Consider the following 12576-nt stretch of genomic DNA (forward strand, 5'->3'; position numbering starts at 1 on the left):
ATCAACCCCTTCCACGCGTTGCGCAAAACTAGCGCTATTATAACTGTCGTAAAAAGTTACCCGAGAGGACAAATCAAATTTTTCCACTAGCTGCTTTAATCCGTTTACGTATCGAGATTCAATAATGGAGCCGTGAATTTCTAAACTTACATTCTCTGGTAATGCAGGTAAGAGTTCCATCAAATATTCTACGTTCTTTATTGGAGATACTCGACCAAAGTATCCCAACACAAAATTTTTGTCTTCTTTAACACGGTGTTCTCGGTCTGAAATTGCACCAGAAATCACATTATTAAAAATCAATTTTGGGTATTTTTTAAATATGCCGTAACTCCCTTCTGCCTCGAAAGGGTTGGCATAGTGCACATAGTATTTATGGCCTGCTAGGATCAATCCTAACTTAAAAAACTGGAGATAAATATACTTCTTGAGATTCATCGCTCCATTAAGCAATTCTCCTCTGGGACTGATCAGTACGGTGCGCTTGGGAGTAAACAACAGAGCAATAAGCGGCACCATGCTGAATGAAACATTATAGAGTGTGTTAAGCCAGATAACCTCAGCTTCTTTAAACTCTTGGATCAGTTCACCAACGCGAATGGATTTTTTGAACTTGATATTTGGATTGTCATTGCTGGCAATATCACTTTCGTTTAAATTTCTTTTAGAACGCGCAATGACCCTGTATTTGATGTTGGCCTTCTGAAACAAATTACAGACACCAGCCAAGGATTTATTTGGCCCACCAAACTCAGAAATGGGTGGAAAACTCGGTGTAAGTATGGTTATCAAATTCCTAGTTTAATGTGTATTGGCAGCGGGTTTATCTTCAATTTTTCCCATGGCAAAGAAACGAATAAAGTCCGACTTTTAAAATTAAGTTGTCCCTAAATAAAGTGCGCAATACTGCTTGGCTACTGCTTCGACTCGATAAAGTGAAACCGCCTCTTTTGCCGCCCTTAATTTTGCTGCAGACGCACCTTCAGTAATCATTTGTTCTACTGCAACTTCTATTTGATCGGTACGTTCGGGATTAACTAGAAATGCATAAGGGGCTACGGTATTCATGGGAGCTCTGTTAGAGGTGATTATAGGCAGCCCCAAGGATTGGGCTTCAATCAATGGAAGTCCAAAACCCTCCGCAGTTGATGCGAAGTACAACAGATCAGCATTCAAATATTCCTCAATTAATTCTTCTGTACTCAAATTGGAACGCACTCTGGTCCGCGCCTGAATTTGATACTCTTTTATCAGCGCATTAATTCGATCGGTTTTGGCGTGAATGAATGTATATTCAACCTTTAACTGATGCGTAGCTTTGATGAGACGCTCATAATTCTTTAATTTCTTATCACCAATTTGCAAAATACGGATTGGGCTGGAAGGTTTAGACGCGGCATCTATTTCTTTGCTTTGTGTATAAAAAACAGCATTCAGTGGATTTTGGATCACCTCTACTTTACCACGAGCCTTGGGATAAGCGGCAATCAAGGCCTTTTTTGTCTGCTCTGAAACGGTCACAATTTTGTGGCTATAACGAACGGGCAAAGAGTAATAAAAAAGTCGATACAAAAATTTAAAAGGCACTTCGTTAGCCTCTAAATGATACAGGTCATGAATGGTCAAAACACGTTTAGCTCTTGGAAAAGCTAAGATCATATAATTGCAACCGCCAGTAATGTGAACGATTTTAAACCTACCCAATAGACTCCTAACCCAGCATTTTAAAAAGGTCCAGAGATCATAATTAAGTCGAAGTTTCAAAGAGATGGGTACGATGCTACGTTCTGGTGAATTCTCCCAATGGTCAATCAACTGATTGTAGATGGATTCAATACTAAAATTGCCAGGATTTGGCTTGCGGTATATAAAATGCACTTTCATTAGGTTGACCTAAGATACATTTTTAATTCGCTGCCATAGGGAACTCAGTTTGGCCCTTGTCGTTTTCTCAATACTTCTGAACTGTAGATACAACAGCAATAATATTCCTATAAAAACAACAACCAACCAGATAGGAGCGGTCTCAATTACCACTAAATAAAAGAATAAGCCTAAGGCGGATGCCACCATTGGATTGATCCAAAAGGACTGCGAATTAACGACCTTATAATTCATTTCCTTGATATAAGAGGCCGGTAAATAAATTATACTCGTGATGACCTCAGAAGCGATAAAGGAGATCACAAGGCCTTTGAAACCAAAAGGATACAACAAATAAATCCCCAAAACCAAAGTAGCCGATCTCAAAAAAGTTGTTATTAGAACAATCTTGGACTTGTTAATACCCATCAAGAACACATAAAGGATTGCACCGTAATTTCGCAAAACAGCTGCCACGACCAATCCGTAAAAAAGAACTGGTCTAAATCTCAACTTACCACCGGTCCATATTTCAAAAACAGGTTCAATCAAGAAAATAGAGAACGCAAAACCAAAGACTAAAATAGTCCCAGTTATGGACCAATAATAGCTGACAATTCGCATCAGTTTATCATAGAATCTATTGGCGTGGTGGTTTATTAGTTCAGGCCCCAATGGACTAAGGAATATATCACCTACTTTCACACTGAAATTGACAATTGATCGCGTTGCAACAAATACTGGCAAAAACTCAGTTCCCATCAATGGAGAGACGATCAATAGTACTCCATCACTAACTATACGGTTCATGAAAGTGGAGATCATATAGGCCACCGATTGCCACAAGTTCTTTAGGCCAGTTTTGAAACTTCCATATCTCCACCAAGGAAAATACTCCGGCAGTAATTTCTTGATATAGATCAAAATCCCAATGGAGTACATGCTCTTGATAATAAACCAAAGCAATGCTAGGTCAATTAATGAGATACCAGAGAAAGCAGCAGAGGTCAAAATCACAAACTCAATGAATCGCTCTACTAAAGAAATTTGATAGGATTTATAGATGTATCCGAAGGGATTGAGAATCTTGATCAGCAAACCGCGATAAGACCCTATCAGTAGTCGGTATAATAAAAGTAGAGAGAGAATAACGGCAATGTCCGACTCGGGCAGATCACTTTTGATAAAGAACCCAAAAGCACCCAACTTGTAAATAACCCAGATAAAGATCATCTGAATTGTTCCAGTCAAAATATTTACCTTAAAAGCAGAACCCAAAATTTCACGGGCCTTAGCTTTATTGGTGTTGACCAAGGAATTAAAGGTATTGCCAATGTAGGTGTTATGACCAAACTCTATGACCTGCAGGATATTGAACAAGGCGTAAATTGCGATCCAACTACCGTAAGTCGCCACATCCCAATAGCGAATCAGCAATGGGATCAACAAAAGAGAGTACATGGTAAACCCAACAGTTTGCAGGGCTTTGTAGCTTATGGATTTACTTAATTTATCGGTCACCTATAAAACGATGTATGGCGCTTTGCACTTTCTATTGGAAAAAATAATACAATTCCACTTAATTGCATTGTTTTAATCAATAGGATTTTTAAAAAGTCCTTTATTCGACTATTTCTGCATTTTATCCTTTAAAAGACCAGCCTCTAAAGCAAATTCTTGCTTTAGATGTTGCTGATAAAGCATATGTAAGGCAGTCAACTCTTCTTGACTGACGGCCTTGCTTTCTTTGACTCTTTGAGGGGGTAGTGTAAAGTCTGATTGCGGTAGGTTCAACTTCTTGGCCAAGGAGCTCGTCACTTTTTCTAATTGGCATTGAATGTAAACGCTATCCACTAGGATCTCTCCGTTGCGGTCTGCATAAAGCGCTGAAGCTTGAATTTTCTTGTAGAATTTCTTCTGATGATACTCTTCTGGAGACTTGCATTGCTTCTGCATTTTTAACCATTGGTAATGCGAAACCACTTTATCCAGAGGGTCACGCTCCACGGTAAAGGTGAAATAATCCTCCCAGCACTTCTTCCCTACTCGATCTCGTGTGAGTAAGGCGGATTGATGATTTACATGCCTTGGACGCTTCCCGTGCTTAAGCCATCTCAAGAATTCCTCCAGGCCTAAACTACTCAGCGGAAGCTGGCAATTCTGAGCGCGTTTTCCGCTCAGCTCAAAACGCAGATCCTCATCCGTCCCTGATAAGGGCGTAATGACATCATTTGGGCCACAAATCGCCGAGAGTGCGATCTCTAGTGCTGTTCCCGCAGTCTTGCGGGTCTTGATAAAAATGAACTTGTGTTTATGAGAAATGATCACCTTTAAAACTGATATTTTAACAGATTAATATCGCGTTCATACATCCGGTGCACCAAGGCCATGGTCTTGGGGTTATAGTAATCTCGGTAGTTGGGCTTTTGACCCGCACCCAAAGGTCTGAGTAATAAAGAAGGATACTTCTTGTAAAGTCTTAAAGTTTTTCTGGATAACCATTTCTCTGCGGATACATTAGCACGATCCAAATTAGTTGCTGGCAATTTTAAAGCGCTCAACACCTTGTTAAAATCGATATCCAAATCCTCTAAACGCCCAACAAAATCACACAGAAATTGATCATTCTCATCACAAATAAATTCGGCCTGTGACCTGAAAAACCAGTGTTCTTTTTCCATGTATTCGGGTAAATAATAGTTGACAAAGTTGGGGAAACTCGTGACTGATGAAAAGCCTCTAAAACGATACAATGAAACCAACCTCGCCCAAGGATTTCTTACAAAAGCGAACTTAAAGTACGTCTTGAAATCCTCCTCTGAAAAGTAGCCAAGAGAAGTGTATTCTTTGGCACTTAAGTGATCCAATCGCTTTGGATGACTCAAATCGGGGTTCAGCCCCATAAGCAGATCCGAGTTGTCTGATTTTCTAGTCCGCCCCATTGAAGTCAAGAAATAATTCTCGACCGCTTGCCCAGCTGTTTTAGGTACATGAACAAATAGCGCTTTGTGTTTCGGTATGATCATAAAACGCCTCGATTAGAAATTTGCCTTCCCTTAACACAGAAGAAGCTCCAGTCAAAAAATGTAAGCAGCTGTATGTGATCGAGCCTAATCTTCATAACCCAATTTAGTCAATAATGGTCGACAAACAGAATCATAAGTCTTCCGTTCTGCCTCGGTTAGTACTTCCCACTGGAGCTCATCTGGAATCTTGTTTGAACGAGACAACGCAGTTTGCAAGATTTGACTTTTACTGTGGATCCCACTTTTGTTCAGATGAGGTAATTTTATCGTATTAACATCAAAATCTTTAATTCCGACCTCGTTTAATAGTCTCGGCAAATCTTGCCCTTCACCGACCAAGGATTCATATCTGAAAAAAGGATGATTTTCATTCAAGACGAATTCATGGACCTGACTGTAATACCAGCAAAGTTTTTCAAACCGACTGCATGTAGGCCATTGCTCATAAAAGGGATCCGAAGAATCTGGTAGTTTCTGAAAGGAAGAATCATTGGGCATAAATAATTTCCTTCTGTAAACGCTTTCTAAGTAGGTTTTAGGATGACGCACTATAAACAGTGTGCTCCAGCCTTTTGAACGTAAAAACTCATGATCGACAAATCGAAAGTACGGATTCACTTCTACATAGATCTTTGCCCCACTCCGATTGGCTTGATCGTCTCGATCCTTGAGATAATCTTGAGTGAATTTTTGGTATGCATCAAACTGAGATAAGAAAAGGAAATAAGGGTCATTCTTAGCTTTTTCGTGATGAGATATAACTCCACTAAATTGGGCGAGCAATGCATTAATACTGCTTGTAGCTGTTCTACCAATGGATGTGATGAGTATTTTTTTACTCAAGCTGATTCTTTTTATGAAACAAAAATCTAAATAGCACTACAGGCTTGTAATTTTGAATATCCACAGCTAAAAGTACAACTTCTGGCGTAAAAGAACACGAGCACAATATTCATAGTATATACAACAAGCTGATCGTCACTAATTGGGAGCATAAAGAAAAGCTTCTGTGTAAAGACCAGCCTTTCTACATTAATATACTAAAGCTACAAGGATCGCTATTGACCTAAATAAACATCGTATACTTCTGCTAGCTCTGTGAGGACTTTAGAATATTCATAAGTGTCTGTGTACAGTTTCCTATTCTTATTATTGATCAACGGTTTTTTCAATTCAGAAAAAGCATCTACATCATTATAAGGCAAACAGATGTTTGGCCAGTCCGATCCGCAGTATTTCTGTAAAGATGTCATCCCCTCAGCACAGATAAAAGGTGTATTACTCATTAGCGAGTCGTAAAACTTTGTCGGTTGGATCTGTTGGTAGTTTTCCAGCGTGGCGTTGTACATGATCAAGGAGTAATCACATGCTAACATGAGATCAATTACCCGTTGGTGAGACAATTTACCGTGATAAATAAATCTGGGGTCATCCAAAAGCGATTGATCAAACTGATTAGATATAAAGTTGGTTGCAATATTTAACTCTAAATGCTGGAACTTCTTTACTGCGTCAATGATGGCCTGAATGTTCCTGTCATTGGATAAATAGCCTGCATAGAGGATTTTAATAGGATCTCCACTGGGTTTGCGACTCAATTCACGATTCTCAAACGCATCAGTCACGGTATTAGGAATTACCGAAAATTTATCGGCCTTTGTTCTAAAATAGGTATACCCATTAGGGTCTGGGAAGATGATTTGAGAACACAATCTGGCTATCCTACGATCAAAGAAGTGCATTGTTCTTTTTAAAACAGGACTCCAACTGGCGCTCCATGCAAAATAATCACGACAGTCGTAAAACAGCTTAATTCGCTTGGGATAAAACAGCTTATAAAGCACTATGGGAAACCAATTTTGAAATGAGAAATTGTGAACAAAACCAGGTCTCACCATCAACAAGGTTTTCAGAATGATCCAGTTCCATTTTAAGAATCCTAACTTTCCTTTGGAGCTTCTAAAATTGTGATACTTGATCCCGTCTGTTTTGAACTCAGCATCTGAATCAACCCAATGCAATACGTGAATCTCAACCTCAGGGTTTTCCAGTAATCCCTTAGCTTCGATAACTCTGGAAAACGCAGGAGTCACGTAAATACTAGATGGCCTTATAAACAGAATTCTCAAAATAGGATCGTTTTAATTTTTTATTGGAAAAGCTTCTAGAAATGTCTCCTTGCCTTGTAGTATTATTTCTTTGGTGAATGATTGGGTACCATCACTTGAGTTATACTCAATGCGCATTCTGGTTTGTTGGCCTTCTTGGGCATAAGGATTATGCGCGGCAACTAGTATTTTACTCCTATCCTTAGACACAATTCCTCTCCAGACAGGAGTCTGCTGTTTAAATAGGCGGTTAGGATCCTTCACATTGGAGTTGGACTGGTTCAAGATTTGACTTGAAGTATCAAAAAATTCATTGAATTTACTGATGCGATATAAACCGCGATTGAAGTAGTTATAGGTAACGAACGATTCGCCCCTGAGCTCCTTGAATTTTCTGTCGTAATAATCTAAAGCGTCCCAAAGCCAGAGTCCATCGGCACCTGACATCAAGGTGAATATGGCCAGGGATTCCGCTTTGTAGGGCTCTATAAGTTTGCGTGAGTTTGACTTGATAGGTGTATTTGGATGATATCGCATCCAAACAAAGGGAATCACTTCTTTCTTTTGCCCAGTTAATTCGTAATAACTATCCCTGAACTTTAGATTTGCTTCAATCTGAAAAAGTGCATAGGCCAAATAATTATCACCTCTTTCCCCACTTTGATAAATAAGATATGTGGAAGGAGTTAACAAATCTAGAGACTTGTAAAAATCTGTCGGATTTTCATTCTCATCAAAGAACAAATAGTTTGAAATATCTGCTTTGTCAGCAATTAAATCGTCCCAATCTGTTTTTCTGACTTGGTGATATGATCTGCGGATCGGAACATCTGCATATGAACTTTGCTGAAGTCCATCGTAACATAAATAGCTATCTCCAGATTCTAAAAACCTCAAATAGAAATCATGCAATAAGGTTTTGTACTCTTGAACATCTAAAGCTGCTGGAATTGCCTCCCAAATGGATTCTGATTCGGCCTTTTTCTCCAAGAGATGTTTACTGATACGAGCATCACCAAAAACCGCCTTCTCAATATCCCAGACCAAATAATCTAATTCTAAGCCTGCTCCATGTTTGAGTACCTTCTCTTTAAGGTCACTGTTGAATTTTTCAAAATCATTGTTAAAGGGCGATTTATCCTTTATGATCGGATATTCGCGAGTATTCAAATAACGATTCAAATACACTATTGAAGCGCGCTCATTAGGAGCTAGCCCTTTGTATATTACATTATTGGTATCTAGCGGAACATTGATATGGGTATAACCGTACTTTAAAGGTATATAGGAAAGCAAACTATCAACCTCACACGATCCTTTATATCTTAAGTTATCGTAAACAGGATCAATACCATAAATGAGTTTTAAGCGTGGATTTAGATTAAAACGTTCGGGTATGCCACACCAATTGATCTCACTCTCGTTCTGATCGATAAAAAAAGATTGCTCATCGTTATATTGCTGAGCAGATGCACACTGCACTAAAAGTCCTAATAAGAGTATTCTCAACAACATATTCTATGATTCTGTAACCGATCCTACCCTTGGGGCGGCAGCTTTCTGTTTTGCTGGTCGTTTGTATTTGATCATGAAGTAGATCACAAAAATATAGAACATTTTCGGACTAGAAAGGTCCCCACTAAATTGGGTATTAAAAAAACTGTACAACATCAAAGACGCCAGAATGAGTTCTTCTGACTCCAGCTTTCTGACATAGGTACTGAGTGTATTGAAAAAGCGAACGATGAAAACAATGAAGAGCGCCAAAAACACCACTCCCATCTCTAAAAAGATCTCTGTGAAAATGTTGTGCGGATATCTGTGATGTGTCAAGGTGCTAAAATAGCCCAAGCCATATCCAAAGTAATTTTCGGTGATGTTGGAAAGCACAATGCCGAACAACACATCCCTACCACTGGAGTCGATCTCCGGGAACTTCACGTATGCAATTATGAATAAACACAACGATATGAAGTAAAATAAATAGAGACTAGTAGCTCTTAGACGTTGGTAAAAGAAAAAATACCAAAGCATGGCCAAAGACAGAATTGGACCCCATTTATTGAGCAATAATATGGTACCTGCTGCAACAGCACAGACTATCAAATGAATGATATTTTTATTCTTTAAATAAGCAAAGATGTTGAGAATAATAAAAAATCCTGTTGCTCTCGATAACCAAATAGCATTGTTTTGGATTTTTGCAGAAAGGCCAAATACTGAACCTACCGCTAATAAGAAAACCAGCAAACAACAACTGAGCAAGCCTTTGACAAAGGGCTCTAGACTTTTTTGTTTCAGGAGCAATTTGGCTGAAAAGAACGCAAAAATCATTAGCACAATGAGCTTACGGGCTTTAAGATTCGCATAATCGTTATACGGAATATAAATCTCATAAGAGTAGATCACCCAACATAGCAAGCCCAAGCCAAAGAGTTGATATACATATTGCTTGGTTAATTCACATTGCAATAAACCCAATAATGTTATTAAAACTCCGGCATACAGCTGCAAGTCCACACCTCCAGTTAAAAACTCGAAATAACCTGCAAAGAGAAAAGTGTATATCAAGATTCTAGCTAGCATCCTCTTTACTGTTGTAATTCAAAATCCATCATATGACGCAACATATAGTATTTAAAAACCCTACTATACACGCGTCCGATCATCTTTAATCTTGTAAAATTTGAGTAAAAATACAAAAACTAAATACCCAGTAAACAAGCAAATGGACAGCAATAAAATGAACTTATCGAAACCCAAATCCATCAGCCATCCAACAACAAAGGAAGTGATCACCAATGAAAAACGTATGATATCCCAAATAAGACTGACTTTATACTTACCAATAATATTGAAGTAGTTACTCAAAGGCTGAACCATGAGCATTCCGCAATAGTATACAAGGCTGAGCTTGATTATTTGGCTGACCTTCTCATATTTTTCGTCCAAAAATATATCGATCAAAAAGTCAATCAAAAAATACACGCCAACCCCAAATACAAGTCCCGCTAGAACAAGCAATCTAAATTGCTTGAATAGGTAATTTTTCGCTTTATTAGCTCCCGATTTTAGAAAGATCTCACTTACCGCATTGTTCGTTACATCTCCTATGGAGCGTGTAATTAGACTAATGGGTACCGCCATAATTTTCTTCGCAACAAAGTAAAGCCCCAACAGTTCATTGTTAAACAAAAACCCAATTCCTATTGGAATGATCTCATCGGTAGAAACATTCAAAAGTTTTGAAGATCCTGTTAACAACATTTCTCGGTATGCCTTTTTAAGATTGCTTAAATAGGTGTTGAATTTTTGAGTCGCTGTTAAGCGTTTAACTCCTGACAAACTGAATACTGAACCTGCCCATCCACTTAATTCAGATACCACAAGACCAATTGGGACAAACAGACTGGAAAAATAAGCTAACAAAGGTATAAGGCCCTGACCAAGTCCCTTTATTACCTCAGAAACAGCGATTTTATTGAAATTTTTAGAGGCAACGTTATAGAATCGATGGATATTATTCATTGCAATGACCAAAGCAAAAAATGGCACCATCAAATAATACATCGGCTTATCCAAGCCTAGAGTTATCAAACTACAAACTAGTATTGATAAAAGAAATAGTGTGTAAACATGGGTATTCAAGAACTGCAGCACAGAGAAGCGCTCTTCTTGATCAACGTTTAAGAATTTTAATTCATAACGCATGGAGAAGATCACAAATAGTATCCTACTAAAACTCAAGATCAAGGCGAGAATACCAAACAAATACGGATCGTAAAGCCGGGTAATAAATGGTGTACACAGCAGTACGATTCCCTTTCCAAGTACAATACTTCCTATTAAAAGAAAGACATTCTTGATATTTGCACTCTTCAAAGGAAACTTCATGCTTCGGCGTTTATGGCATATTTTGAATCTTTTCAGATTCGATCCTTGCTGGGACGAAAAACTATTGTGTAAGTAGTGAGAACCTCTAGTGGTTCGAATTCAGCACTTTGCTATTCAAAGAAACTCTTCACCGCTTTTACGACATAATCTACCTGCTCGTCTGTCATTTCTGGATAGATGGGTAGCGACAATTCTTGCTCTTGATGCGCCTTGGCCATTGTGTATTGACTCTTATCCAGGTTCAAATAATCGTAAGCAGGCATAAAAGGCATAGCATTGGGGTAATGAATCTGCGTATTCACCCCTTGAGTTTTTAGGTAGTCCTTCATCTCATCACGCTTAGCAGTTCTGATCGCATAAACGTGGTAAGTGTGTTTACCGTTGGATCTCAATTTAGGTGTTACCAAGTCTCCTACTCCTTGTAAAGCAGCGTCATATCGCGCAGCAATACGTTGTCTGGAGGCTGTCCAGTCTAGAATATACTTCAGCTTTACATTTAAAACTGCAGCTTGGATGGTATCTAACCTGCTGTTAATTCCTTCAATGATGTGGTGGTGCTTTACTAAGGCTCCGTGCTTGGCGTACATGGTGCACTTTTCTGCTAGATCTCCATCATTGGTAATGATGCATCCGGAGTCTCCATAGGCACCTAAATTCTTTCCAGGATAGAAACTAAAGGTAGCAGCATCCCCGTAAAGCCCTGCGCGCTTTCCATCAATCTCAGAGAAGTGTGACTGCGCACAGTCTTCAATAACCTTGAGGTTGTGTTTCTTTGCGATCTCCATGATAGCTGGCATGTCTGCCATTTGACCGTAAAGGTGTACTGGAATGATCGCTTTTGTGTTTGGTGTAATGGCCGCTTCTATCTTTGAAATATCAATGGTGTAATAATCATCAATGTCCACAAAAACAGGTTTCGCGCCGGTTTGGGTAATGGTCTCAGAGGTACTGATCCAAGAAGAAGCTGTAGTGATCACTTCATCTCCTGCTGCAATGCCCATCATCTTCATCACGATAAAAATGGCATCAGTTCCGTTTGCACAAGGAACACAATGATCTACGCCATAAAGTTCTTCAAAACCACGCTTAAAATCATCCACAGGCTTACCACCAATGAACATGGTGTTTTCTAATACATAGTCTATGCCTTCCTTAACCTCATCCTTAATGGTTAAGTACTGGGCTTTTAAGTCTACAAAAGGTATGTTCATTGTTCAAAGTCTTTTAAAAATTTTGCGGGGTTACCGGCATATACTCCGGATTTGGTAATGTCTTTCGTCACCACTGCGCCTGCGCCAATGACTACTTTGTCGCAGATGGATACAGGCAAAATGGTCGCGTTGCTTCCGATAGAAACGTCGTTGCCTATTTTGGTGGATTTCCAAAGGGTTTTATCCCCCTGAGCAGGTCCGCCTTTGGCAAACAGATCGTTGATGAACATCACCCCGTGACCAATAAAACAACGGTCGCCTATATCCACCAACTCACAGATAAAACTGTGGGATTGGATCTTGGTTTGCGCGCCGATGGTCACATTTTTTTGAATCTCTACAAAAGGGCCTATGAAGGAGTTATCTCCTATTTTACAACCGTAGATATTGGACGGATGGACCACTTTGACGTTTTCGCCAAATTCGACATCCTTAATGCCCGCTTCAAAAATTATGGGTTCGTTCTTGTTCATC

The 12576-nt window shown here is 39.1% G+C and carries 12 protein-coding genes; all 12 read right to left on the minus strand.

Annotated features, from left to right (window positions below):
* Nucleotides 1-792, minus strand: a 792-nt coding sequence (locus HRT75_RS04005; protein WP_291182923.1) for a hypothetical protein, incomplete at its 3' end; no start/stop codon positions are given.
* Between the two features lie 84 nt (nt 793-876).
* Nucleotides 877-1884: a glycosyltransferase gene (locus tag HRT75_RS04010; protein WP_291182925.1), complete on the minus strand. Its 1008-nt coding sequence runs from the start codon at nt 1882-1884 to the stop codon at nt 877-879.
* Nucleotides 1885-1893: 9 nt separating this feature from the next.
* The gene (locus tag HRT75_RS04015; protein WP_291182927.1) at nt 1894-3384 is read right to left on the minus strand and encodes a hypothetical protein; all 1491 of its coding nucleotides are present in this window, start codon (nt 3382-3384) and stop codon (nt 1894-1896) included.
* A 108-nt stretch (nt 3385-3492) separates the two neighbouring features.
* A complete protein-coding gene (locus HRT75_RS04020) occupies nt 3493-4191 on the minus strand; it encodes a sulfotransferase family 2 domain-containing protein (RefSeq protein WP_291182929.1) in 699 nt (232 codons plus the stop codon).
* Nucleotides 4192-4193: 2 nt separating this feature from the next.
* Nucleotides 4194-4889: a sulfotransferase family 2 domain-containing protein gene (locus tag HRT75_RS04025; protein ID WP_291182931.1), complete on the minus strand. Its 696-nt coding sequence runs from the start codon at nt 4887-4889 to the stop codon at nt 4194-4196.
* 84 nt (nt 4890-4973) lie between these two features.
* The gene (locus HRT75_RS04030; protein WP_291182933.1) at nt 4974-5732 is read right to left on the minus strand and encodes a hypothetical protein; all 759 of its coding nucleotides are present in this window, start codon (nt 5730-5732) and stop codon (nt 4974-4976) included.
* 215 nt (nt 5733-5947) lie between these two features.
* A complete protein-coding gene (locus HRT75_RS04035; protein WP_291182935.1) occupies nt 5948-7018 on the minus strand; it encodes a hypothetical protein in 1071 nt (356 codons plus the stop codon).
* 12 nt (nt 7019-7030) lie between these two features.
* Nucleotides 7031-8512, minus strand: a complete 1482-nt coding sequence (locus HRT75_RS04040; RefSeq protein WP_291182937.1) for a hypothetical protein — start codon at nt 8510-8512, stop codon at nt 7031-7033.
* 3 nt (nt 8513-8515) lie between these two features.
* Complete coding sequence (locus tag HRT75_RS04045) at nt 8516-9583, minus strand: hypothetical protein (RefSeq protein WP_291182939.1); 1068 nt, start codon at nt 9581-9583, stop codon at nt 8516-8518.
* 63 nt (nt 9584-9646) lie between these two features.
* Complete coding sequence (locus tag HRT75_RS04050) at nt 9647-10891, minus strand: oligosaccharide flippase family protein (RefSeq protein WP_291182941.1); 1245 nt, start codon at nt 10889-10891, stop codon at nt 9647-9649.
* Between the two features lie 110 nt (nt 10892-11001).
* Entirely contained in the window at nt 11002-12102 is a 1101-nt protein-coding gene (locus HRT75_RS04055; RefSeq protein WP_291182943.1) for a DegT/DnrJ/EryC1/StrS family aminotransferase, read from the minus strand.
* Nucleotides 12099-12575 (minus strand): acyltransferase, encoded by a 477-nt coding sequence (locus HRT75_RS04060; RefSeq protein ID WP_291182945.1) that lies wholly within the window; start codon nt 12573-12575, stop codon nt 12099-12101. The genes HRT75_RS04055 and HRT75_RS04060 overlap by 4 nt, the downstream gene beginning before the upstream one ends.
* Nucleotide 12576: the final 1 nt, after the last annotated feature.

The organism is Gilvibacter sp., from assembly GCF_013214815.1.
GTDB lineage: Bacteria > Bacteroidota > Bacteroidia > Flavobacteriales > Flavobacteriaceae > Gilvibacter.

Bases quoted from the DNA above. Each gene is read 5' to 3' on its own strand.
- HRT75_RS04060 (WP_291182945.1), bottom strand. From the start codon at position 12,575: ATGAACAAGAACGAACCCATAATTTTTGAAGCGGGCATTAAGGATGTC.
- HRT75_RS04050 (WP_291182941.1), bottom strand. From the start codon at position 10,891: ATGAAGTTTCCTTTGAAGAGTGCAAATATCAAGAATGTCTTTCTTTTA.
- HRT75_RS04045 (WP_291182939.1), bottom strand. From the start codon at position 9,583: ATGCTAGCTAGAATCTTGATATACACTTTTCTCTTTGCAGGTTATTTC.
- HRT75_RS04025 (WP_291182931.1), bottom strand. From the start codon at position 4,889: ATGATCATACCGAAACACAAAGCGCTATTTGTTCATGTACCTAAAACA.
- HRT75_RS04010 (WP_291182925.1), bottom strand. From the start codon at position 1,884: ATGAAAGTGCATTTTATATACCGCAAGCCAAATCCTGGCAATTTTAGT.
- HRT75_RS04040 (WP_291182937.1), bottom strand. From the start codon at position 8,512: ATGTTGTTGAGAATACTCTTATTAGGACTTTTAGTGCAGTGTGCATCT.
- HRT75_RS04055 (WP_291182943.1), bottom strand. From the start codon at position 12,102: ATGAACATACCTTTTGTAGACTTAAAAGCCCAGTACTTAACCATTAAG.